Annotated in this window: 21 protein-coding genes and 2 pseudogenes; 3 read left to right on the top strand and 20 right to left on the bottom strand. The window is 38.1% G+C overall.

Annotated features, from left to right (window positions below; all coding sequences use genetic code 11):
* Positions 1-50: 50 nt before the first annotated feature.
* From ACP8HI_RS00775 to ACP8HI_RS00745, 7 genes and pseudogenes are all read right to left on the bottom strand, one after another.
* On the bottom strand, positions 51-269 hold the full coding sequence (locus ACP8HI_RS00775) for a hypothetical protein (RefSeq protein ID WP_438349261.1): 219 nt from the start codon (positions 267-269) through the stop codon (positions 51-53).
* A 190-nt stretch (positions 270-459) separates the two neighbouring features.
* Positions 460-3,252 carry a DUF4116 domain-containing protein gene (locus tag ACP8HI_RS00770; protein ID WP_438349260.1) on the bottom strand — a complete coding sequence of 931 codons (2,793 nt, stop codon included), beginning with the start codon at positions 3,250-3,252 and terminating at the stop codon, positions 460-462.
* 223 nt (positions 3,253-3,475) lie between these two features.
* Positions 3,476-6,091 carry an AAA family ATPase gene (locus ACP8HI_RS00765; RefSeq protein WP_438349259.1) on the bottom strand — a complete coding sequence of 872 codons (2,616 nt, stop codon included), beginning with the start codon at positions 6,089-6,091 and terminating at the stop codon, positions 3,476-3,478.
* A gap of 473 nt (positions 6,092-6,564) precedes the next feature.
* Positions 6,565-7,152, bottom strand: coding sequence for a hypothetical protein (locus tag ACP8HI_RS00760; protein WP_438349258.1), 588 nt, complete (start codon positions 7,150-7,152; stop codon positions 6,565-6,567).
* Between the two features lie 152 nt (positions 7,153-7,304).
* Positions 7,305-8,552, bottom strand: coding sequence for a hypothetical protein (locus ACP8HI_RS00755; protein ID WP_438349257.1), 1,248 nt, complete (start codon positions 8,550-8,552; stop codon positions 7,305-7,307).
* Between the two features lie 798 nt (positions 8,553-9,350).
* Positions 9,351-9,958: pseudogene (locus ACP8HI_RS00750) on the bottom strand (recombinase family protein).
* Between the two features lie 302 nt (positions 9,959-10,260).
* Positions 10,261-10,491, bottom strand: a complete 231-nt coding sequence (locus ACP8HI_RS00745; RefSeq protein ID WP_438349256.1) for a hypothetical protein — start codon at positions 10,489-10,491, stop codon at positions 10,261-10,263.
* A 680-nt stretch (positions 10,492-11,171) separates the two neighbouring features.
* Here ACP8HI_RS00745 and ACP8HI_RS00740 point away from each other — a divergent pair.
* The gene (locus ACP8HI_RS00740; protein ID WP_438349255.1) at positions 11,172-11,777 is read left to right on the top strand and encodes a polymorphic toxin type 44 domain-containing protein; all 606 of its coding nucleotides are present in this window, start codon (positions 11,172-11,174) and stop codon (positions 11,775-11,777) included.
* Between the two features lie 232 nt (positions 11,778-12,009).
* On the opposite strand, the gene ACP8HI_RS00735 is transcribed toward ACP8HI_RS00740, so the two are convergent.
* Entirely contained in the window at positions 12,010-12,375 is a 366-nt protein-coding gene (locus ACP8HI_RS00735) for a DUF5412 family protein (RefSeq protein ID WP_438349254.1), read from the bottom strand.
* Between the two features lie 356 nt (positions 12,376-12,731).
* On the opposite strand from ACP8HI_RS00735, the pseudogene ACP8HI_RS00730 reads away from it, so the two are divergent.
* Positions 12,732-13,113 (top strand): annotated as a pseudogene (locus tag ACP8HI_RS00730) (ATP-binding protein); the annotation flags it as partial.
* A gap of 64 nt (positions 13,114-13,177) precedes the next feature.
* On the opposite strand, the gene ACP8HI_RS00725 reads toward ACP8HI_RS00730, so the two are convergent.
* The 9 genes from ACP8HI_RS00725 to ACP8HI_RS00685 all read right to left on the bottom strand — a co-directional run bounded on the left by ACP8HI_RS00725 (position 13,178) and on the right by ACP8HI_RS00685 (position 20,193).
* Positions 13,178-13,963: a DUF4839 domain-containing protein gene (locus ACP8HI_RS00725; protein WP_438349253.1), complete on the bottom strand. Its 786-nt coding sequence runs from the start codon at positions 13,961-13,963 to the stop codon at positions 13,178-13,180.
* A gap of 328 nt (positions 13,964-14,291) precedes the next feature.
* On the bottom strand, positions 14,292-14,705 hold the full coding sequence (locus ACP8HI_RS00720; RefSeq protein ID WP_438349252.1) for a DUF4181 domain-containing protein: 414 nt from the start codon (positions 14,703-14,705) through the stop codon (positions 14,292-14,294).
* 75 nt (positions 14,706-14,780) lie between these two features.
* Positions 14,781-15,134: a hypothetical protein gene (locus tag ACP8HI_RS00715; RefSeq protein WP_068535889.1), complete on the bottom strand. Its 354-nt coding sequence runs from the start codon at positions 15,132-15,134 to the stop codon at positions 14,781-14,783.
* 242 nt (positions 15,135-15,376) lie between these two features.
* A complete protein-coding gene (locus ACP8HI_RS00710) occupies positions 15,377-15,898 on the bottom strand; it encodes a GrpB family protein (RefSeq protein ID WP_438349251.1) in 522 nt (173 codons plus the stop codon).
* A 104-nt stretch (positions 15,899-16,002) separates the two neighbouring features.
* Positions 16,003-16,560 (bottom strand): NUDIX hydrolase, encoded by a 558-nt coding sequence (locus ACP8HI_RS00705; protein WP_438349250.1) that lies wholly within the window; start codon positions 16,558-16,560, stop codon positions 16,003-16,005.
* Between the two features lie 99 nt (positions 16,561-16,659).
* Entirely contained in the window at positions 16,660-18,132 is a 1,473-nt protein-coding gene (gene rlmD / locus ACP8HI_RS00700; protein WP_438349249.1) for a 23S rRNA (uracil(1939)-C(5))-methyltransferase RlmD, read from the bottom strand.
* An 89-nt stretch (positions 18,133-18,221) separates the two neighbouring features.
* Positions 18,222-19,109, bottom strand: a complete 888-nt coding sequence (locus tag ACP8HI_RS00695) for a diacylglycerol kinase (protein WP_438349248.1) — start codon at positions 19,107-19,109, stop codon at positions 18,222-18,224.
* Positions 19,110-19,130: 21 nt separating this feature from the next.
* Positions 19,131-19,898, bottom strand: coding sequence for a sirohydrochlorin chelatase (locus tag ACP8HI_RS00690; RefSeq protein WP_438349247.1), 768 nt, complete (start codon positions 19,896-19,898; stop codon positions 19,131-19,133).
* Positions 19,899-19,902: 4 nt separating this feature from the next.
* On the bottom strand, positions 19,903-20,193 hold the full coding sequence (locus ACP8HI_RS00685) for a YerC/YecD family TrpR-related protein (RefSeq protein ID WP_438349246.1): 291 nt from the start codon (positions 20,191-20,193) through the stop codon (positions 19,903-19,905).
* Between the two features lie 438 nt (positions 20,194-20,631).
* Between ACP8HI_RS00685 and ACP8HI_RS00680 the strand changes: the two genes are divergently transcribed.
* Complete coding sequence (locus ACP8HI_RS00680; RefSeq protein ID WP_438349245.1) at positions 20,632-21,204, top strand: tyrosine protein kinase; 573 nt, start codon at positions 20,632-20,634, stop codon at positions 21,202-21,204.
* Positions 21,205-21,277: 73 nt separating this feature from the next.
* Here the strand turns inward: ACP8HI_RS00680 and corA are convergent, their stop codons facing one another.
* From corA to ACP8HI_RS00665, 3 genes are all read right to left on the bottom strand, one after another.
* Positions 21,278-22,237, bottom strand: coding sequence for a magnesium/cobalt transporter CorA (corA, locus tag ACP8HI_RS00675; RefSeq protein WP_438351660.1), 960 nt, complete (start codon positions 22,235-22,237; stop codon positions 21,278-21,280).
* 76 nt (positions 22,238-22,313) lie between these two features.
* Positions 22,314-23,303, bottom strand: coding sequence for an anion permease (locus ACP8HI_RS00670; protein ID WP_438349244.1), 990 nt, complete (start codon positions 23,301-23,303; stop codon positions 22,314-22,316).
* Between the two features lie 13 nt (positions 23,304-23,316).
* Positions 23,317-23,934, bottom strand: coding sequence for a DUF47 domain-containing protein (locus ACP8HI_RS00665; protein ID WP_438349243.1), 618 nt, complete (start codon positions 23,932-23,934; stop codon positions 23,317-23,319).
* Positions 23,935-23,990: the final 56 nt, after the last annotated feature.

Here is a 23,990-nt window from a genome sequence, read left to right as displayed (position 1 = left end):
CAACTTTCGACTTTCATATTTTTTAACTTTGGAAATTAGCTTTTGGAATTTCACTTGAAAAATATCTTCATTAGAAAAGTCCAATTGAGTAAAGGACGAACTCCCAACTCGTGAATAGCGTCTTTGTTTTCCCGTTCTTGGGGGAGTTTGGATTCCAATACTTTCACTTCTTGCTCTAGATTCTCCTGTTTAATCCCCATACCTTCATTGTACAGTTTAAAAGTTTCATCATCCAAAACCTTTTGCATCAATTTATCAACAAGTTCCATCCGATTTCTTTGAATAATCTTTAGCTGTTTATTAACCTCGTCAAGTCTCTCCGTTGCTTGATCGATCGACTTCCGTCTTTAGTTACCTTACGCATAATGCACCAAAGACTTTTGATCAATGGCATTTCCAGCAATCTTGCGCAGGTCATTGATAGCCCATGTGGTCTCCAAGAGAGACGCAAACAGAAATTTAGTCTTCAATGCAAGGTTGGATATCCATAACTTGATCATTCCAAATTCTTATAACATTAACATCAGTCAAGTACTGTAATGACCTCATAATCCTTGATGGTCTATACATATCAGTTTCCGAAATGAATTGTGATGTTTCAATTTTTCCTACATTTATTTCACCTTTCAACAACTTGATATCATCGCTCTTACCATCTAAGAACTTTGTGTAATTATCATATAAGTCTTTTCTTTTCTTTTTTAGAAGAGCTCCAACATTTCGATACACATATTTATCAACAGTCGATAAAGCATAATATGGAGTCATTGTTCCATCTTCTGGATTCACATAAATATGATTGTAAAAATCTATATCTACGATACATCCGTGAATTGTTCCGGTTCCGCCAATCGACTTAATGTTATTCGATATGGATTTCAATACTTGATGATATCCACTAAATAATCCTTTGATAGCGTCCGAATAGTATGGCATTCTTTCAAAGTAGTAATTAATATCGTTATGATCTAATTTATTAATCACTCCTCCATTCAACAGATAAAACTTTCCTAACTCTGCATTTTCAAATATAAAGAAATATATGTCGCGATTCTTTAGCATATGGATTTTGCCGATTCTATTAAAAGATAAATTGATTCCCACACCTCGATTGAAGTGTAAATATTGCTCTCTTGAGATGATATATATGCCGTCTGTATAGTACTTGAAAATATCATAATGTTTAGAAACATTAAAATACTTCAAGCCAACACTACTGGTGTAATAACCAATTTGATTATCTGCATAGACTGTCTTTTCATCATTATTATAGTAATCGTTTCGATGAGTATGTCCATTTACATATATCCAATTACTATTATATTTTTCATGCGACCAATTTTCCTTTGGAGTGTGAGTGAGAATAATAACCCGATTATCCCCAATAGCATTGTTTACTTTTTTATAAATAAGTTCAAATAACTTTGTCTGTTCGATATCTTCATCTAATGACTTAATAGTTTTCCGATAAATTCCTTGTGCGGCGTTAAAATCAGGATTTAACCCAGAATAGCCTAACCCGCCTAATATCACAAGAGAGCTTTTTAGGCAGCTAATTTTCAGTTCATTTGGATCAATAGACTTCAACTGCTCTTCAGAAATAATTACATGTTCCGTTTCATTTAAAATCAATAGTTCATTTTGCAAAAAACAAATCCCTAAATTAATAAACAACTCCCTAAATCGTTGAATTATATCTTCTAAAGTATTCGAATGAGCAGAAGCAGCCCCATTTAGATTAAAATCCCATAATTCGTGATTTCCAAGCACTACTACTATTTTGCGATGGCTCCAATGCTTGACCAACTCTGAATAAAATAACGTAGATATTTCAAAGTTGTAAGATATATCTCCTGCTATTAGCAGATAATCACCATATGACTTTTCTGCTGCAGTGTTTACCATTTTGCTGATTAGTTGTCTAATATATTGTATGACTTCTTGTTTAGTCGCATGTGATGGAAATTCTTTTTTCAGTTTATGATCAAGATGAATATCGCTAATATAATATATTTTACGAAACTTCTCATTTAACGTGGCGATGGAACCAAAGTCAGAATCGTGAAGAATGGTACTTGCCTCAACTACCTCATTTTCAGCAGAAAACATCAATTCCGAGTTATTATTGTAATCTCTGATATTCTTGGAAAAGAAAGAATCGTCATAAAGTTTTTGTGCTATTAGCACAGCACTACTAATATAGGCTCCTTCAATGTTAAAATCTTTAAGATTGATTCCTTTAAAATCAAAATCATATAAATTGGAATTTCCCAAATTTCCATCTACATATTCATAAAACTTGATAAAAGTCTCAAATTCTTTTACTTCATCCTCTTCTCTATAACAAATAGACTCCTTAGTCATAAACTTATTTGTGCTTCTATCGAATAACTTTTCCTCAAAATATCTTACTTTTAGTTGCCTTTCTAATCTGATGATTTGAAATTCGTTGTTTACATCATCGGAGATTTTTTTAAATATTTCTTTAATATATAAACGGTCATTGAACGACATATCTGAATAACTATCACAATCGCTTAATATCTGTTTGGATATCTCAAGGCAACTATCTAAAGTATACATGCTTTCAGGCATATAAAGAAAAGATCTCCAATTTGAGAGTACTGCCTTATTGCACAAATCTACTATTTTAAACCTATTAGGGATATACTTCATTGCCAGCGCATTATTATTGACAGCGGTAAGACATAACCCCTTGCTTTTACTATTGCTTGGCACATATTCCAAAGCCAGTCCATTCTGCTCAACTGCTGACAAGTAAAACTCTTTTGATAACATACTGGGTGGAACATATCTAAGTGCTAAACCATTCTGCATGACGGCTTTCATGCAGACGCTTTTCGATTTATATCTCTCAGGGATATATTGAAGAGCTTCGCCATCTTGCTTTACTGCCTCAAGACGTAATTCTCTTGTTTGGAATTTGTCGAGAACGTAAGATAACGCTGTTCCATTATTTCTAACCGCTTCTAAGCAAATCTCGCTCGTCAGCACTTTTTCCGAAATATACTCCAGGGCCAGACCATTTTGTTTTACAGCTTCAAGACACAAATCTACTGTATGTAAAGCTTTGGGAATCTTTTTTAATACACGACCATTTTGCTTAACAGCAACTAAACATCTTTCGAGTGTTTTTTCAACTCTGTCAATATAAAACCCATCTTTCTGAATTGCTTCAATTACATCTTGATCTTTCATTTTGAGAGCAAGAGCGGATGTGTTTTCTAGCATCTTTACACCTCACAAATTTTCCTTATCTTCCGCAGGTTTACATCTTTCCAAAATCCGCTATGTCACATTTTTCAGCATTCTGCAGTTTCTCCATCCAGCGTACGAGTTTTTTCAATAAGTTGTGTAACCGCTACCGAAAACAGCGATGAAGTCGCCGTTTCCAATGCACTATCCGGCAACTTCGCTTTTATTTACTGTGAAAGCTTCTTCTAATCGAACCATACTACCACGGAGAATTCGATTTTCGGCTTTTCAATTCATTACTTTTGGCTTTCTTAATGGAACTCAACTCGTCCCTAATTTCAATAAACTGTTTCCTATGACTCTTGACTAAATCAACTGTGATAGGCTCTTCACGCATTGTATCACTTCGATTGTGTGCATCAATATATCTTGATAGTATTCCATGAAGATTAACTATTTTTTGAGCTTTTGAGTCGTCCCACGGAACCTCTAATAGGTTACTTACTCGTATATAGTCATCATGCCTTTGAATGGTTTTATTAAACAACACCTGCTCTATTACAGCCTCACATGCACTCCTTAGAAGACCCAAAGAATCTATAAGCTTTTGTTGCTGCTGTTGTTGATCATCCAATAACCCTGCCTCTGCAATAAAACGATCAACCTCCTGTGAGATAACTGGAAGAGTAGCAAGTTTGGGGCTGCTATTAAGTGATATTTTTCCCGGCCTTCCCCCCAAGCGTTGAATCCAATGTGCTTCATACGGAGTCTCTAAATTAGCAGAAATATCTGCAAGATAGCTTAAAAAGACTTTATCATGTGTTAGAATAATGACTTGTCGTCTTTCAGATTCAATGACTAACCTTTGAGCAATTTGTCTTTTTCTTACATGATCTAACGACGTCACTGGATCATCAAAAATTATCCCACAGTTTCGTTTGTCTAAAGAAATTTCTGTAAGAAAATCCGCCAATGCACAGACCCTTTGCTCACCTTCACTTAAAATCTTCCCCACCTTATAGTCGGAAGATATATTTAGACGCAGTTCCTTTACAGTTGAGCCACTGACACCTCTAGTCGTAACTGATACTCCAAAATTACAGCTTAATGTTTCGCATTCTTCAGCAAAGCTACGCCTATATTCTTCTGTAACAATTTGATCAAAAAGCTCTCTTTGCTTTGCTGTAACTTGTCGCTTCGGGAATGTTATTTGTTCACAAGACTTTAGCCATCGTTGATTACTAACATACGTATTTACTTCTACTTTTATTTGTGAGTATATTTTACGATGTGCAATTAGTGTTAATTCCGCTTCTAATCTCTTGATCTCAGCATCTGGGTCGCCCAACTCTTCAATCTTCTTCTCTATATCTACAATCATACCTTTTAACTTTTCTAATAGTAGCGGCACCACCTGTGGAAAATTAATAGTCTCCAAATCATCAGCTCTAGCCTCTACAATTGCTTTGATATCAACTACACTATCAATCTGGTCTTTTAAGTAAGCAAAGTACTCGTTGTCAATATCCATAACTATTCTTGCTCCTGGTGAATCCAAATTAAACTTTGGGATTTCAAGTTGACTGAGCAGCATTTTATGACTCTCCAATTTTTCTTTTGATTGTTCAAGCTCACTTATGGATTTCCCTTCTAAGAACGTCCAATAACGTTCAAAAAGTGACACCTCGCTGTCACCTAAATTCTGTTTGCATAAGGGGCATTTTGTAAGAGTAAATTGATTATTCAGCTCTTTTTCATTGTCCAGTAAAGTTCTCGCAGTACATATGAGGGATTTCCATTCATCTGATCCAGTAGTCAAAAACAACTCATCATTAAATGAACAGGCCCCAATTCTCTTTGAAAGTTCAGTTTTATGAACTACCTCATTAATGAAAGAAATTTGTGTTGTTATATATTCAACGTTTAAAGTTGAGTTGATTTTTTCCAATTCAGCAAGTAACTCTATAATTTCTTTCAATTCAGTGTTCATTTGTTTTTTCTTCGACTCAACATCCAATTTGCGTAGTACTCGCAATTCTTCATTAATGGTGTCTGCTCGCTCAGTAGCACTTGTGGTATAATTCCATTGATTAATTTGTTCTGAAGTAGTATTGTGAGTTATTTCTTTACAAAAACGGGAGATTAAACTTTCATTCTCAAAACGACCCACTGTTGGATTTTGAGTCTTTCGAATTTCTTTTTCATGCTCTATTTTCTTTTCCAACTCATTATAGGCTTCGATAACATGTTCAAAAGCCTTTAGTTGAACTGGAGTAAAAGTTACATTCGAGGTACTATTTATATGTATTTGAACACTTGATGAGTCAAAAACTGAGAACTTTTGCAATAATTCATGATTGTCATCTTCTTTATATTTAATAATTTCTTGTTTATCGCCAATGATTACCTTAATATCTGCCGACGCTTTTGTTGCTTTTGAGACTTTTGTTTCTCTTAGGTTAGGAAGTATATTCTTGTCTCCACGTGAGAAGCATGCTGAGCTGAGTAATCGAGAATACCCTGATTTCCCAGAGCCATTTTCTCCATAAATGAGAGTAAGATTCTTTCCAAATACTAATTTTTGATCAGATTGAAGAGCGTTAACATGCTGTAAGTTACTAATTTCCTTAATATAAGTTAATTTTAATTCTTCATTATCCGTATTGTCAGATGAGACATTTTGAAAATCAATCGGATTACGTACTACATTATCTTTCACTGTTACCTTATTATCTTCTAAAAGCAATTTAAATACTTCTTGAATGTTTTCTTCATTTAGTTTACCCTCGTTTATTGCAAAGCACCAAACCTGTTGATCCCAATATGGTTTTGATTCCAGCCATTTTCTTAAATCACTTGTATTAATTATCTCCAACCCCTTCCGAACATCTCACTCACCTCTTTCTTTCGACAAATTCCAACAAAACCCTTCTTATGTACTAGAAATTCTTTACTGTTACTTACAAAAGACCCTTGCAACCTGAGGTAAAACCTTTTCTCTTACATTACTAATAGCAAAAATAAAGGGACAGCTAAGAATTTACTCTTAACTGTCCCTTTATTTAGAACCATAATGTTACTACGAATCCACCAAAAATGTATATTGTGTTCGTTTTTAAGTAGGTTGGTGGAGGCGAGGGGAGTCGAACTGTTGTCGGTGATTCGAACCTAATTGAATAGTATTAACAAATCCCGTGAAGTCTTATCCAGTACGGCTTTGCGGAATGCTATTTATTAACTGGTGTTAGGTCGATTTATTGTCAAAAATCGGACAGGAGTTTTGGATATTATACGATTCATATTAGCTAAGTTTATATTGCTTTGTAGTAAAACCGAATTATTACATCACTATTTTCGGCAGTAGTCTTCTTTCGTGTATAAATTTTTGCTTCTAATATATGATCTCATATTTAACCCATACAGAATCGATATTTCCCTCAGAGTTTCTTTCATATTCTTATTACTCATTTTTTCACCCTCTTTTGAGAACATTAAATGATAGATAGATGCCCAAAATATTGCAGCAGATGAAAACCCAACATCTTTTGAAGGTCCCACAACTGACAGCGGTTTCCCATTGGATTTAAGATTTCTAATTAAACTATCGTTACAAACACTGCATGAGGAGAGAAATAATCTTCTATTATCAAAGTCCTTTAACATTTTGCAAAATATCTTAAATGGAACGTCATTATCTATTGTTAAACCAAAACTTTCTTGATCACCGTGGCATGATATATGCAAATATCTATACTTACTTTCAAAGAAGTTTTCAATCATATACTCTAGCTCTGATATCGTTCTGATATACTTGTAAATAGTCTTGCTTCCGGATAAATGAAGAATTTCCTTAAGAAGTCTACCTTCATATCTATTCTCATTTTCGTCCTCGAAACTAAGCGATTCAATGATGTAAACACCAGGAATAGTAGCCACTTTGTTCTCCCTACTTTGTATATATTTATATTTTTGAAAGGCACACGATTACTCTTAAGGAAGTTTTCGAATTCTCAACTTTGTTTAATAGCTAATGTACTCTTAACAAGAGAAAGATCTTCTACTACTGATCATTCCATAAAATTGCAGTTTTATTTATAAAATGAATCATAATTGATGATGTATTGTTCTAACCATTCATGATCAAAAACATGGTTGGCTACTGATTCTTCGAATTCCTTGGCTAGTGCATCAGACACGAATAGAATATGTTTTCCTCCTCGTTTATACCTTTCGATTTCTATGGGTGGACACTTGCAATCAATAGCAATCCGATAAAGGTCCGGGTTGTAAAAATCAGATTCTAGCCATATTTGCTTGTAAAATGTCCGTTCAATAAATCCACCCTCTTCAACCCATTGATTCATAATATAAATATCTTGAGTTGGAACGTCAAAAGTAAATGGATCGAATTGACCGTTGGGATTAACGGCCATTTGAACAGGGGTGTTCGGTATAATATACTTTTCTATTTCTTGTACTTTTACCCTACCGGGACTTAAGCTGTCCGACCAGTACAGAGCCTTTCCCTTCTCATCCCATTCAAGTGTGTAAGTATAAGTTGTTCTTGGCACAGACCCATTCTCATCAAAATCAGTTGTAATATGCGAATCTACATTGGTTCCACTCAGCATGCAGAATCCGGATTTCCCTATAAGAGACTTTACGTAGTAGGGGGATATCCCCAATTCATTATAAACTCCAGTGCCACAACCACGGATCACTTGATTTAGTTTGTTCTGAAGCAAATTCGCAATTGTCTCTTGGTCATACTTCTTATATCTTTTCGGAAAAATCATACGGCTTTGAAGTTGCATACGGCGGTGAAAGCTGCGAATTTTTGTGTAAGAAGAGCCAGCACGCCCAAGGTTTGTAAGAGCATTCTGGAGATCCGGAACCTTACTGCCTTCACCAATAATCGTACACATCCCACTAGCTAGCTTTTTTACCTGTAAAGTTTCGGTCCCCGAAAATCCTTGAAGCATAAATATTTCATTTTTATTAAACTGAGGATCAAACAAAAATCCAATTCCTTGAAAAACCCTTTTTCCAATCCCTAACCCTCGATTGAAAGCAAGCAATTCCTGCCTGAGAGGTCCATTTTCATCTATCACATTGTCAGTTGTAAGTCTTGATTGAATACTGCGAAGGATTGGAATAAGTTTTTGTATATATTCCACATCACCGGCAAAAAACATCCCCATATTAAACCCAAGTTGGGCATACTTCATGCAAGCATCGTACTGACTTTTTATAGTTCCTTGTTTATGCGTAATTCGAAAATCACTAATCACAATAGCAAAAGATCCATACCGGTAAGCGGCCACAATCGTCATCATTCTTACCCCCACTATAATTTTTCATTTACAAATGATTCCTTCCGGCCTTCATACGCTTCTCTCAAGACATTCAGGATATTAACATCCTCGACATCAGTTACAGGACCCTAATATTCGTAAACTCAATAAACCTACCGCTTCTTCGTGATATCTAGCGAAGCTTGGAGTTGTTGGTGCTCTGGAAATAAAGTCAGCTAGCGAAATTTTATATCGGCAGAAGAGATCAAACGATTGCTTTAGAAAACCGCGATCATTTGGATGATAAATCGTTTTTCTTTGGAATGGATGGTTATGATTCTAACCGAAATCCTGCCGAAAGTATGTATGGAAATCTCAGGACAGGGAGATGCCATCGTTCAGCAGAAAGGACGTGACCCAGCAATGCGAACACATTAAAATAAATATACCACATTTCGCTTGATAAATATGGTAATAACGGGGTTCGTCAACTCTGCCTTTATCATAATTTTCGTTTACACGCTGGTTATCCTGATGTTTATAACCCTTCCGTCCCCACACACTCCGTCCTTCCCTTTAAAGTTTTAAGATACACTTCTTCTGGAAGCTATGGTTGAGCATTGAAAAAGGTACTTGGTTGGCGACGTCTTTGTCACGTTTCATTTGCGAGTATTGTTCATTGATGTTTAGAGCCACATCATCGTCGATCAAAACATCGCACAGCACTAACAATTTTACTGCAAAACACAAACTGTTCTACCAGTTGGTACTTTATTAACCTGATAGACTCCTTATAACCATAGTGTATTCATACATGCAAGAAAAACACTGCCTATTGTCTTACGGCAAAACTTCCTCATACTCTTTTACACGCCGATAAAAAGTTCTATGCTTCATATCCAACTGCTTCATAGCATCCGTGGCAGTAATTGCACCCGAATTCCATTTCTCATACATATATACGAATGAGTTACTAATTTCTAATCTTGGTCTGCCAAACTTAACTCCGTCAGCCTTTGCCACCTCAATACCTTCGGCTTGCCGCTGCCTGTTCTTCTTCCTCTCTTGCTCAGCAATGTAAGCTAATAGGCTTAAAAACTGGTCTTCCATAACTTTTCCGAAGTCACCCATTGTCTTGAATTTTCGAGAATCAAACAATGTTTCGTTATCCAGACAAACGATATCAGCTTCATATCCCGCGTAATGTATTTCCATTCCTTAATGATACCCTCATAGTCACGACCTAACCGATCTAGTGCATCGATGAAAATTAAATCTCCTTCCCGAATCATTAAACGCATCGCTTGATAACGAGGTCGGTTAAAATCCTTACCGCTTAGTTTATCGACGAAGACATACCGTTCATCAATCCCGAGCTCCCGAAATTTCACGACTTGTCTCTCTGGATTCTGGTCTTTTGCTGATACTCGTCCATATCCCATTTCCATCCATAATTCCCCCTACATATTTGTGCCAAAACACCTACAAATTCAGTGGCACATGCCAAAAGTGATTTTATGATGTTTTGGCACGCAAAAACAAGCCTCCTAGAATCGTGCCCAAAAGCATGCTTTTAGACACAAGCTAAAAGAAAAAAGACACCGATAAACTAATCGGTGTCCATAGAATGCTCTACAGTAAGTTTTTCATTATTTTCTGTTAGATATCTATCACCAATCAGGGGTAATGCATCGCAAACAAAAGGATTCTCGTACTCACCTTCATGACTCAACCATACTGCTATAAATTGTTACCTCTTTGTCGCTTCAAATGCCCGTTGTGAATCAGCAAAGGTACTACAAAGATAAGGCATGAGTCGATCATATACTTTGCTATTTGTATTTTTAAATATATGCCAATTGGCACTAGCTACCATCATCATTTCTACAAAGCCGTGATACTTTTTAAACTGCTGGAAATGATGAAATACGATGATAGGAGCTAGGCGATATTTCGGACCTTCGGAAAGCATTCTCTCCATGAAATGCACCAACCCCTGCGACAAGAATTGATGTGGTTCATTCAGGGGCGCGCTGAAGAGTTAGCAACTATATTAAAACCGTACTTCTAAGGCATGCAAGCGTAGAAATACGCCCCTGTAGCTCGAAGGATCGGGCAGATAATGAATAGTGAGTTCTTGCGTCCGATATTCTGCCAACTCCCTAATTCAGAGGTTGATCTATTCAAGTGGATCAGCGAAGGAAAGGTTGTTATGTTCAGGATCCCGACATGGGCTATTTCGGAAAGAGCTATTGAGATGGTAGCTTATTGGCTCACACTGAATGTGTTTTTAGTTAAGGTTGCATTAGGCGGTCGGGGATCAGGGACTTATTTAGTACATGAATGTGAAAGATGAACTACTTATAGCAGTAGCGAACGGTCAGAGGGTAACTTTACAGATTCATGATGACACTATAATAACAGGAGTAGTAGAAGTATCCACCGCCTAATATATACAAGAATTACAATTCAAGGACTTTATAAATTGGATACGGATATGACTACGGGTATATCTCTGGTATCAATGAGAAAAGTTAAATAGTATATCTATTAGAAAAAGGAACATTATTTGACAAAAGTTTATATTTTATGTATTAATAGTGTTAAGGGTGGCCACCTTAACACTATTAATTAATTTATTTAAGAGAGGATACCTACACTATGAAAAAAATACTATTTGGAGTTGCATTCGTTTTATTGTCTACGCTTTCATTTGTACAAAATGCAGATGCCTCAACAGGTTTGGATGCCTCTACAGTAATTGAAGTTTCAACAAATATAGAAACCCTAGGAGAAGTTGGGACTAATGCAGTAGGACCACCACCACCTGGATCAACGAATATTACTACATCTTTCACCCAAATAATGCACAACAATAAGGCTACCGTGAACGCAAAGAAAAGCGAATTTCTAAATGCTTGTATCCTTACAGCCCCTACAGCCCCATCTGTTTGTTTTAATAGTTTGCTTAATGGTTATTTTGTTGGACAAGTAAAGTCGGGTGGACCCTGGGACTATAAACAATATTATAAAGGGAATTATTCCTTTAATGGCTACTGGTACACTGGTGAGGACTTAGGAAATATGCACTTTGGTTATATTGGTAGGGCTTTTGGATATTCGGCAACGACTTTAAAAGCAGGAGCAGGAATATATCAAATTATTAGTGGAACAAGTAACTCTTCATGGGCTAATAGTTATTTTGATGATCCTACTGATCAAACTTATATTCAGAATGGTATTGATTATTATAATAATGGATATTAATATTCAACTAGCTCAGGGTATGTAATGACTGCTCGAGAAACATTGTAATGAACCGCCCGTAATAGCAGGGATAATCATATTGAACTTTAAAAATTCATAGACATGTAAAAAAGTGCATCTCTCTTTTCCAAATAAGAGGTGCACTTTTTATGTTGGGGCATTAATACTCATAAATCTTAACGATTCCTAAGATCGTAGATTGCTGATATAGATTCTTAAATCAAAGTGCATTTTATTTTACATTTCTCTTATCGTATATATCAGAAGTAATATTCAATTCTTTATTATCAATGATAACAATATTGTTGTCTTTCCATTTCATATGAACATCTTGTTGCGGAAAGTTCCAGTATATATTTTTTGTTTTGTTTGTGTCCATATCCAGAACTTCGACTCTTACGGAAAATGGGGTTGTAGCATGTTCATTAACTATATAGGCTCTTAAGCTATGCATTTCATCTGGTGAAACGACCTCTTCAATTTGTACGCCTTGTGGTAAGCAGGACATACATTCTATATTGTAGTAAAAAAAATACCTTACTCCAGCAATAAATAGCAGAATAAAAATTGATAGTCCAATAAGTACTTTCTTCTTCATTTAAATTCTTCCCCTTTTCGCGTTCAATTTAGCATATAAATAATAACATGTAGAAGTATATATAGGCAAATACTGGTACAAAATGGGTGAGGGTAATAAGCTCCTGCTGATTTTGATCAGATAAAGTATTTAACAAAACAACTTGAAAGAGCTAATCGGACTTACATGATTGAATTGAAACTAGGTAAAGATATCTCAATTTCTATTCAAAAGTATATCTACAAGTTTACTAACATCGTGGTCCTTCTTTATGGCATTGCGTAGATAGTTTTCTCTCTGTTGGAATGTTTCAAATACAGCCTCATACAGTATTCTGCCGTCAAAATCAACCGACCGAGCTAGTGTATAAATATCAATACTTCATTACAGCTCATGATCTCGTCCAGACCCTACAGCAGGCACATCAAACGAATACGATGAAACAAAAGGTACGAATGTTTCCCAAAGCAGATCTACTCATTATTGATGAAATTGGTTACCGAAAGATGGATGATGCTGCCGCTCACTTTTTCTTCCAGATTATCTCTGAACGGTTTGAGAAAGGCTCCATCATTCTCACCTCCAATAAGTCGTATGGATCTTGGGGTGAAATATTCGGCGATACGGTACTTGCTACTGCGATCCTAGACCGTCTCCTCCATCATTCCGTAACCCATCAAGGGTGAGAGCTACAGGATTAAAGAAAAGAAAAAGGCGGGCTTTTTCAAACCGGAGTTATTGGAAAGTAAAGAACCGTAATTAAGCTCTATCTAGGGAATTTTCAACTGCTACTTGTGGGGATTATTAAGTTGGTGTTGACAATTTATCTCATTTTGATAGAAACTGGCTTGAGTAGAATAAGACCTGGATTTTCATCATATTCTTCAACCGTAGCAATGATACGAATATTAAGACCTACTCCAAAAGGATCAGGAATATTATCTCCTGTAAGATGTAAATCAAAGTAATTAACATTTCTAAATTGGAATTCAGGTCCCGAGAAAGTAGTTGTACTATAATCTCCAGCAAAAATTAAATAATTAAATCTTGTTTTATAATTTTCGTGTTTACTCACATAAGCGGTATTCCCATCAAACTCAATGGTTCTTCCAGCATACTTCTGAGCAAATTCTTTAAAAAGAGTACTAGACTCGTCTTTTGTGCTAAGTATCTCTGCTAATTCTTTGTTGTTATCTACTGTTAAGATTTCTTCTTCTGTCTTTTCTGCACTTGAATTATCCTTTACCTCAGATTCTGCTACACTCTCAGTTTCTTCTTTTTTGAATGTGTGATACTTAATAATGACTTCTGTATCCGAAGATACCCATTCATCTGGAGAATAATCAACATCGCCGCCAACAGATACTTCTTCAACCTCTCCATCTTTTGTTATCCAACCTGTAATTAAATCCTCTAGTTTTTCTGTTTTAATTTTCTTGAAACCTTGTTCTTCAAAATCATTAATAACATCTTGGTGATTTCTACCCTCTTGGACACTTGAACCTGACGGCGTTTTTGCTTCACCTTCATGTTCATTCGATTCTCCGCCACATCCCGTTATTGTTATAACCCAAATACAAGCAAGAAGAACACTAACCATTTTCTTCATTTTTGATTATCCTCCAATTTAACATATTTATCGCCCATTTAAGATAGTATTAATTAACCTTTATTTCAAATTAATGATGAATTCACATCAATATGAAGCTATAAAATAAAAATTAAATTAATCAAAATAATTAACTAGACAGTTTGCTTAACACCAATTATTACAAACTTATATAATTCAGGAAATCCCTCTTATTCCAGATAATGGACCCCTCACTGAGCAAAGATTAAACCTTGACTTTTTCACTAAACTGCCCGTTAGCTGAGCGGATTTCCAGCAATATAAAACAAGCCATGGATCGGTTCCACCGCTGTGCTATCGTGTCCCGTTAGCTTAATAGGGGACCAAGTAATTTAAATTCAATAACGATTATTATTGCTATTAAAATTAAACACATTTCAGTTAAAGTCAAAATAGATTGCTTCGGATATTGAGTATATTTCCATTCGAAAAATGCTCTTACCATATAATCCAATACCATAAAAGCAATTACTGCAATTAAAATTAGGTAAATTAAATCTTCATAATAAAACAACAGCACAAAAGATAGAATCACCAGAGTAATCGCAGAAAAAGTTCTCAAACCTTTATCGATTTTTCTATGTAACTCGTTTATGTGATTAAAAGAAAAAAACTCTTTTTTTACTTCCTCAATTTTGAGTAGGTTCCTCAGAAGAAGCTTAACTGTTGAAATAAGGACAAAAACAATTATCGCAATCAAACAAAATTTTATCCAGAACACACAACTCCTCCTATCCCATTAACCTGCCCGTTAGTTGAAAAAAGCCAGTGCGGTAGACCTTTCGGTATTGAACTATCACGTCAATCTTTCGGAGATAGTTTTACTTATTTCTTCAGGGTTTTTAACATCAATGATTAACTTTGATATTTTAAATTTACCAACAAGAAAATTATTCAAGTCAAAATGAAGGGTATCAACCTCATTATAAAAAAAGTAGAGATGATAACCTCCATTGAATCTAAATAATCCATTTCTTGTTCCTCCAAAAGAAGCACCATAAAGCTTGAAAGCATTTGGTATGGGTCTACCTGTTGTTATCCCCTTAATCGAAGAGTATGGAATTTGCAACCCGTTATCTAATTTTAAAAAGGGCGGATTTCCAAGATCGATATTTAAATGGGTTTCCATTAATTGAATTGTACGTTCCATTCGTTTAGTCCACCATTTCATAACGCTTTAGTATTTTTAAAATATATTTACATATTACACCATAGATAATCTTATTTATAGAATTTATTGAGCTAATTTACCCAAGAACTGAACATGCAACCGAATATTTCGCCGGTTGCATGATGGAATATTACATTATCCTGCCCGTTACTTTAATAAACGAAAGGAGTTCCACTCAGGCAGGATCCTGCACTATCGTGTCCCGTTAGCTCAATAACATATTAATTATTTTCTTGGTTTTTACTGTACCAAGATAGTGCAAGTTGTTCCATTTCCATAACAAATGTTTTTTTTGCTGGGCTATATTCACTTGTGTTTTCAAAACGTTCAGCTAATTCTTCCTTAAACCGACTGTATCTTGCTACTTCTTCAGGATGACATCTCAGATAATCTCTAAATATAAGATGCCGTTCAATTTGTGGGTTGTCTGTTTGATAAAAATGAATGTGATGAGTCCTTTCTTCACCACCCTTTCGGAATAACCTTCTTCCAGGGATGCCCCAATCTCCAGCCACATCATATCCGATCTGATTCATTTTATCGTTATGTAAATCAACATTGTTAATGTCTTTTACAATACACATCATGTCAATTACAGGCTTCGCTTGTAAGCCTGGTATTGAAGTGCTTCCAAAATGCTCGAAACGTACGATTTCATCCGTAAATATAGTTCTTAGAAAATCAACTTCATCTTGATAAAGTTTTGCCCAATTCTCATTAAAATCGCTTAGTCTTACTTTCATTCAATACCCTCCTAAAGAATCCAAATTATAATTATAATTCCACATTCTGTTAATCAATCCTGCCCGTTAGTACAAAGATTCTTAAAACACGAGCCCTCGTACAACTAAACATGCCTATGAAGCTTGACGTTACATTCTGACGTTGTCGCAGGGACAAACTCTATATAATTCACAGAGCCGTTAAAGTTCAAATAGGCTTCATAACGCATGCGGATTGCGGGTAAAGTAATCAAATCCAGAACATTTTCCTTTGGAACCCACCTGCAATCGCTCGTTTCATTAGAAGTAGCTAACTCTCCACCCACAGCTTTGCACACGAAATCAAACATGACCTTCGTAGGAACATCAGTCACACCGTCATACCACTTATGGATCGCTGTATTCGAAACAACACTAATTAAATTGCTAACAGTGGCGTCTATTCCACTTTCCTCTTTGATTTCACGAATCACGCCATCAATCAGGTTTTCTCCAACTTCAGTTATCCCACCAGGATACACCCAACCATCGTCATGGGCTTTTACTAAAGAGAGAGGGGAAATGACTGAGAAAAAAGGACTTTGGTGATGAGGCGAGGGTGGGCTGAGTAAAAGAAAGATAAAAAAAGCCGAGCGAAAGGCAGGAGGAAATCCTGAAAATCGGTCGGCTCTGCGGAATCGCATGGATCTGGGGTTACGCCGTGCTCCATTTAGCGATTTGATGGTTTTATCACGACTTTATTCGATTTTTAGCACGGCTTTATTTATAATATCACGGGTTTATTAATTCTTTACAAAATTCCTCACCAACAAAGCCACTGACTCCACATGCACCGTATGCGGGAACATATCCACTGGCTGCACCTCAACCGTGCGGTACCCGCCATCCTCAAGCACCCTCAAATCCCTCGCTAACGTCGAGGGATTACAACTCACATACACAACCCGCTCCGGCTGCATCGCTAGGATCGTCTCCAATAAACGCGGATCGCATCCTTTGCGCGGCGGATCGACGACGATCACGTCAGGCGTGATTCCTTGCTCTTTCCAGTGTGGAATGACATCCTCGGATGCTCCGACTTCGAACTCGACGTTGGTTATGCCGTTCAACTCAGCGTTGGCACGTGCATCTTCAATCGCTTCAGGGACAATCTCAACGCCATAGACCTTCTTCGCATGCTGTGCTAAGAATAACGAGATCGTACCGATGCCACAGTATGCATCGATCACAGTCTCTGCTCCTGTAAGTCCAGCATAATCCAACGTTTTCCCATATAACACTTCGGTCTGCACCGGATTCACTTGATAGAAAGAACGTGCAGAGATGGCGAATTTCACGTCACCGATATAATCATAGATGACTTCATTCCCCCACAGCACGCTTGTCTTATCTCCGAAGATGACGTTCGTCTGTTTGGTATTGATATTATGACAGATGCTAGTTACAGCGGGCATAGCCTCTGTAATCTCAGCAATCCAAGACTCTACGTTTGGAATCTTCGCACCATTTGTAACGAACACGACCATCATTTCTCCGGTACGGAAGGCTACTTTGACGACCACATGGCGAAGCAGGCCTTGTCCTGTTTCTTCATCGTATGCTGTGATGCCAAGCTTACGACCAATGGCTTTAATATGGGAGACGATCTCGTCATTATTCTCATGCTGTATAAGACATGCTTCCATGTCAACAATCCGATGACTCCCTCGTGCGTAGAAGCCACCTACAAGCCCGTCCTCGGTTTCTCCGATAGGCACTTGGGCTTTATTGCGGTAACGCCAAGGGTCACTCATTCCGATCGTAGGGAGTAATGTAATTCCTTGTCCAATACTTTCTCCGCTTTGTCCTTCATCCAGCACATTCAACTTTCCGATGCGCACTAAGTTGTCTAATACTAACTGGCGCTTCCATGCCAATTGTGCTGTATAATCCATATGTTGCAACTGACAGCCACCACATTGGTCGTAGATCGGACAAGGTGCCTCCATGCGGTCGGGGCTCTGAACAACGATTTCCACAAGCTTGGCATAGCCATATTGTCTCTTCGTCTTCAACACTTTCACGCGAACTTTCTCTCCTGGGAGCGCGCCCTGCACAAAAAGGGTATAGCCTTCTGCCCGGCCTACCCCTTCTCCGTCATGGTTCATACCAATGATGTCAATCAAGACTTCATCATTCTTAGATACCGGCAATCCGATTAATGGAGCCGGATTGCTCCAACGATCAGATTGCCGACCGCTACGGTTTTTTCTCATGATGCTATATTCACTTCTTTCCTTATCTTCTCATTCATACATACCATTTCTCATCAATCTTGCACATCAAACATCCCTTACGGCTTAGCTTACGATTTCGCAAAAATCTGTAAGTGCTGTTTGAGCATTTCAAATGTTCCAGGTAGAGAACCACCAAGTTCCCCATCAAGGTTTAGTAGCACTTCACCAGGTGAAGTAACCTCCATATAATCTGTTTGGAAATGGATCACTTTCTTATCTTTCAGATGTTCTCCACGGATCGCCATACTGACGACACGGACGAATTCCGGCAGCGAACAGTTCTTTAGTGCAATCACATCAAATAAACCATCATCAATACGAGCGCTAGGTGCCAGTAATTCAAAGCCACCTACAGAATTCGTATTAGCAATCAGGAACAGCATGAATTCATCATGCAGAGTTTCTTGTCCATTAGCCTTAATGATGAGTTCCTGTGGGGATAAGCGCACCATCTTCTCAATCCCTTTAAGATAATAGGCCAGTTGTCCGATTAATGTCTTCAGCTTGCTTGGAACATCATACGTTAATTCTGTAAGTGTTCCTCCACCTGCAATATTAATGAAATAACGATCATTCGCTTTACCTACATCGATAGGTCTTGTCTCCTGTTGAATAATCAGATCACAATAATCTTCCCAACTCTTGGGGATTCCGAGACCACGAGCGAAGTCGTTGGTTGTTCCCAGCGGAAATAAACCAAGCGGTGGAAGATTCTGTTTCCCCGCCATACCATTGACCACTTCATACAACGTACCATCACCACCCGCGGCAATGATTAGATCATACCCACGTTCTACCGATTCGGCAGCTTCACGAGTGGCATCTCCCTCTCCCGTCGTAGCATGGACCGAAGTCTCAATACCACCTTGGTCAAGTCGTTCTAGTATATCAGCGAGTCTTCTTTTCATTTCCTCTCGTCCGGAGGTTGGATTATAGATCAACCTTGCTCTCTTCATACAAGAAACCACCTGTTATTATTATTTGATCATTTGTAACATAGCATAAATCTGTCTACCTATCCAATGAGTTAATAATGGATGTGGCAATAATGCCTCACCAGAATAGCGATATTCAAATCCATCAAGTCGTCTCGGTATCACCTTCTGAGTGAAATATCCTTCACTCAAAAAGAGTGGAAATACAATCACTTCATACCCTTGTTCACTTTGCCAATATGCCATTCTTTCTTTCACTGAATCCGGGTTCAATAACGCATAATCTACGGCGGCCACATCGCTAATTTCCCGCACTTTAGCCGCTAGTGATGATATCCCCCGCTCCCATCGTTGCCGAAATTGATCATAAATACTTCCGTGCCCTACGAGGAGAATCACTTCCCGCTCATGTTCTACGGATTGATTTCGCACCTTATCCCATATCATCTGGGCAACATCCGTATCATCATCCATCGGAACACCATAATGTATATTAGCTTGAATGTGAAAAGGCGCAAGGTCGGTATCGCAATCCGCCGTCTCTTTCACCCCTAAAGCGTAAGCAATTTCATCAACATGAGTACTGCCTGAAGATACAAACAGTGGTATGACGACAATATCAGTAACACCTTGTTCTTCAAGGGAATTTATTCCATCTTGAATCAATCTGCCATCTACTAACTCCAAGAACGAAACCGCCACAGGAATAGTATCCTGTAGCGGTAATTGATTCACAGCTTCATCCACTAGTTCTACCCAGGAAGATTCTCTGGACCCATGGCTAATAATTAATATACCAGGACTCTTCATGATGTTACCGTCCTAAGCGTTCCAATGACATTTTATAGCCATCATTACCATAATTCAAACAACGCTTCACACGAGAGATTGTAGCTGTACTAGCTCCCGTTTCTGCCTCTATTTGATTATATGTAGATCCTTTTCCTAACATACGTGCTACTTCCAGTCTCTGAGAGAGTGATTGTATTTCATTTACTGTGCACAGATCATCGAAGAAGACGTAGCATTCTTCTATATTCTTAAGAGTTAATATCGCTTCAAATAATTGATCCACGTTCTTGTCATTGAGCTTCTTTAATTGCACCGATAATCATCCCCTACTATTACTATGTAATCCCATTGTACTTTAGTCGATACAATCTTTTCAAGCATTAACGATTTCACGCATTAAAGTAAAATGACAATTTCATCACATAACACGGTTTATCCAGTCATTTTCCCTCTATATACGAGTTCAAAAAGTCAGGTTTTCAGCACCGAGAAGATTGGATGAAGCTAGGGAGTGAGGAGCGGAGCGTAGGCAGTACCTACGTGAGCACCGGAAGGACCGGCTGAATTCAATCTTCGATGTCGAATAGACCTCTTGCTATACTTCGTGATCAAAAGATGACTTTTTGAACTTCCTCTATAGGCTTACGCCCTTTTCCGCTCCTATCCCGTATTACCCAGGCATTCGTCCATACTTTATGTTCGCCTATCACATACAGTATTGTAAACCAATCTGAAAAGGAAAGTGATAATCATGGCAGAGCACTACCATCGTATTTCTCCGAGCAACCAGCGTTCACTCGGTCCTTTCTCTTCGCCTTCATACAACAATTCATACCCTGGAATTGATTCCTTAGGAGAAGTTCCTCAACTTGGAGCATCCGGGTTAACACCATATCAAGGAGGTGGGCTGAACGAATTAGGTGCTGCTGAATGGATTGATCCCGCAGCGGCAGCCGCTACGACAGTATTACCTGTTGCGGAAACTGCTGCCAAAGCAGGTGGATTCTCTCTTGCTAGTCTAGGAGAACTCAAAGGTGTGATCGACAGAATGGGAGGTATTGACGGAATTGTCGGCTCCATGGGGAAGTTCCAGAAAGTCATGGCTGGTGTCACACAAATGGCTCCCATGATAAAATTAATGATGGGCTCCTTTGGTAAAGGTAAGACCAAAAAAAATTCCGCAGAAGGCGACGACATATACTATACTCCCTCTAAACGTCGGCGTAAGAAGTCATCTACTACTAAGCGTCAACAGACTTCACGTCGTACATCCACAAACACCACCAAGCAGATCAAGAAGCGCTCAACCTACACAAAAAAGTAAAGTCAGCTTTCCCTTATGTACACTCCACCATGTATCCCAGGAAGAGTGCCGCATTTATACAACAGCACTCTTCCTATTTAAACCAGCCACGTCGAATGAACCACATCACCATCCCAGCGCCGAGCAGGAACATCATGACCATCACGATAGCATAGCCGTATTTCCAGTTAAGTTCCGGCATATTAATGAAATTCATTCCGTAAATACCTGCAATTAAAGTCAAAGGCATGAAGATGACCGTAATGACAGTCAGCGTCTTCATAATGGCATTCATTCGATTGGAATTAAGCGAAATATAGCTATCGCGCAAATCAGCCGTCATTTCGCGGTCAGCCTCAATCATGTCGGTTAACTTGATCAAATGATCATAAATATCGGCAAAATACACCGTATGCTCTCCGCTATTCTTTATATGTTGGGAATTAATAATTCGATACATAAGGTCCCGCATCGGAACAATGGTCCGTCGTAGTTTCAATAGTCTTCCTCGTAAATCAAACACTTGATTCATCAATTCTTCGACTGATTCATTACTCCCTTGGTTCTCAAGTTCTGCCAACTCATCTTCAATACTATAGAGTGATGGGAAATAACGATCTACCATCATATCAATCAAAGTATATGCACAGCCTACGGGTCCTCGAGACCATATTTTACGCTCATGGGCATGTTGAATAACTTGTGACCATGCGTCGTCAATTTCAGACAGATGTCGATGGTGAAAGGAAACCAGTAAATTATGATCTAGAAACAGGTCTACTTCCTCCACCTTTAACGTATCGGGATTTAGCGCATGGAGAACAAAAAACTGTAAATCATCATAAAAGTCCAGCTTCGGTCGTTGCAGTACATGTATACAGTCCTCGATAGCCAGTGGATGAAAATGAAAATATGTATCTAATAGTTCCGCTTCCTCTGGTGTAGGAGAACTGAAATCTGTCCAGATCCATGCATAGTCATCCCTATGAATTTCTTCTAATGGTATCCCGACTTTCACTTCATGCGAATGGGTAATGGCAAGTGTCCTAATCATCATTTTTCCTTTCTGGTAAGTTCCCTCGTCCTTCAATATAAAAAAAAGCCAACCTTCAGCGATTGGCCCTCATCATTTAGAATAAGATCATAAATATCAAACCTGCAAGTAGCCCCGAAATTGGAATCGTAATAAACCATGTAATAATAATTCGTCCCGCAAGCGACCATTTCACTTCAGAGACCCGTTTAGCACTACCAACACCTAATAGGGCTGACGTAATGGCATGTGTTGTACTTACAGGCATGTGAAGAACCGTTGCTGTTAATATGACCGAAGCTCCAGTCATATCTGCCGCAAAGCCATTAATCGGTTCGATTTTAAAGATTTTAGTTCCCATCGTTTTGATAATTTTCCATCCACCAACGGAAGTACCAAGCGCCATGGCGGTTGCTGCAGATAACTTAACCCATAGCGGTACCTCAAATGTGTCAAGCCTTCCTGATGTGACTAGAGCAAATGTCATAATTCCCATCGCCTTCTGCGCATCATTCGTTCCATGTGTAAATGATTGTAGTGCCGCCGTCACAATCTGCATTGAACGAAAACCCTTATTCACAGAGTGGGGACTCTTATTCGCAAATATCCATTTCAAAAGTGTCATAAAGATGTACCCGATAGCGAATGCGATTAATGGGGAGAAGATAAGCACCTTAACGATGCCTATAAATCCTCCCCAATTCACTTGATCAGACCCAGCTCCTACGAGTACTCCCCCTGCCAATGCACCAATTAACGCATGTGATGAGGATGATGGAATCCCGAACCACCACGTCACCAAATTCCAGATTATAGCGGCAAGTAGAGTCGCAATGATTACCTGTATCCCGTTATCGAGCATTGCAGGGTCAGCTATGCTCCCCCCGATGGTCTTGGCTACACCCGTAAACATGATAGCCCCGAGGAAGTTCATACTAGCAGCCATAATAATAGCCACTCTCGGCTTCAACGCACGAGTAGAGACTGATGTTGCTATAGCATTGGCTGTATCATGAAATCCATTAATAAAATCAAATGCTAAAGCTAGAAAGATAACGATGCCTAAAACAAATAATGACGTTTCCATGTTTGTAAACCCCTTAAGAGTTGCTCATAATAATTGATTCCAACATATTAGCCACGTCTTCACATGTATCCGTAGTTTGCTCTAGACGTTCATAAATTTCTTTCTTCTTAATCAATTCGATAGGATCACTAACGGTTGCGAACAAATTCTTGATACAAATTCGAAGGAGGTCGTCCCCTTGGTTCTCTAGATCATTCAAACGAATAGTGTATTCGCGAATAGCAAGCAACTTCTTCTGTGATAGCAAATGAATTGCTTTCTGTATGACATAAGCAGACTGACGTAATATCTCTGCAAACTGCACGATATACTCGTCAGGTGCATCAAGGTTATACATATAGAATCGGGAAGCTGTAGCTTCTAATCCGTCTATTACATCATCTAAGCTAGATGTAAGCGCCAAAATATCATCTCGATCAATCGGCGTAATAAACGTTTTGTTGAGTTCTATTATTATGATGTGTGTAAACTCATCGCACTCAGACTCATACTTTTTCATTTGAGTTGCAAATACATTGACATCTTTGAAATCCGCAACATTCTCAGCAAAATAATCAGCAGCTTGTACAATCTTATCTGCCATGTTCTCCATCGTTTCAAAAAAAATGTCCTTCTTCTTCTTAAATCTCATTTGATTACCCCTTTACAGAAATATTGCCATAAATACAACCCACAAATTCAAATGAC

This window comes from Paenibacillus sp. FA6, from assembly GCF_051550225.1.
Lineage (GTDB): Bacteria > Bacillota > Bacilli > Paenibacillales > Paenibacillaceae > Paenibacillus_AQ.
The sequence above is the reverse complement of the archived record's forward strand: the minus strand, read 5'-3'. Positions and strand labels throughout refer to the sequence as shown.

Coding starts and splice junctions, on each gene's coding strand:
- ACP8HI_RS00680 (WP_438349245.1), top strand. CDS start 20,632: ATGGCAGAGCACTACCATCGTATTTCTCCGAGCAACCAGCGTTCACTC.
- ACP8HI_RS00745 (WP_438349256.1), bottom strand. CDS start 10,491: ATGGAGAGAATGCTTTCCGAAGGTCCGAAATATCGCCTAGCTCCTATC.
- ACP8HI_RS00715 (WP_068535889.1), bottom strand. CDS start 15,134: ATGGAACGTACAATTCAATTAATGGAAACCCATTTAAATATCGATCTT.
- ACP8HI_RS00705 (WP_438349250.1), bottom strand. CDS start 16,560: ATGCGATTCCGCAGAGCCGACCGATTTTCAGGATTTCCTCCTGCCTTT.
- corA (WP_438351660.1), bottom strand. CDS start 22,237: ATGATTAGGACACTTGCCATTACCCATTCGCATGAAGTGAAAGTCGGG.
- ACP8HI_RS00735 (WP_438349254.1), bottom strand. CDS start 12,375: ATGAAGAAGAAAGTACTTATTGGACTATCAATTTTTATTCTGCTATTT.
- ACP8HI_RS00695 (WP_438349248.1), bottom strand. CDS start 19,109: ATGAAGAGAGCAAGGTTGATCTATAATCCAACCTCCGGACGAGAGGAA.
- ACP8HI_RS00690 (WP_438349247.1), bottom strand. CDS start 19,898: ATGAAGAGTCCTGGTATATTAATTATTAGCCATGGGTCCAGAGAATCT.
- ACP8HI_RS00710 (WP_438349251.1), bottom strand. CDS start 15,898: ATGAAAGTAAGACTAAGCGATTTTAATGAGAATTGGGCAAAACTTTAT.
- ACP8HI_RS00740 (WP_438349255.1), top strand. CDS start 11,172: ATGAAAAAAATACTATTTGGAGTTGCATTCGTTTTATTGTCTACGCTT.
- ACP8HI_RS00775 (WP_438349261.1), bottom strand. CDS start 269: ATGGAACTTGTTGATAAATTGATGCAAAAGGTTTTGGATGATGAAACT.
- ACP8HI_RS00755 (WP_438349257.1), bottom strand. CDS start 8,552: ATGATGACGATTGTGGCCGCTTACCGGTATGGATCTTTTGCTATTGTG.
- rlmD (WP_438349249.1), bottom strand. CDS start 18,132: ATGAGAAAAAACCGTAGCGGTCGGCAATCTGATCGTTGGAGCAATCCG.
- ACP8HI_RS00665 (WP_438349243.1), bottom strand. CDS start 23,934: ATGAGATTTAAGAAGAAGAAGGACATTTTTTTTGAAACGATGGAGAAC.
- ACP8HI_RS00725 (WP_438349253.1), bottom strand. CDS start 13,963: ATGAAGAAAATGGTTAGTGTTCTTCTTGCTTGTATTTGGGTTATAACA.
- ACP8HI_RS00670 (WP_438349244.1), bottom strand. CDS start 23,303: ATGGAAACGTCATTATTTGTTTTAGGCATCGTTATCTTTCTAGCTTTA.
- ACP8HI_RS00770 (WP_438349260.1), bottom strand. CDS start 3,252: ATGCTAGAAAACACATCCGCTCTTGCTCTCAAAATGAAAGATCAAGAT.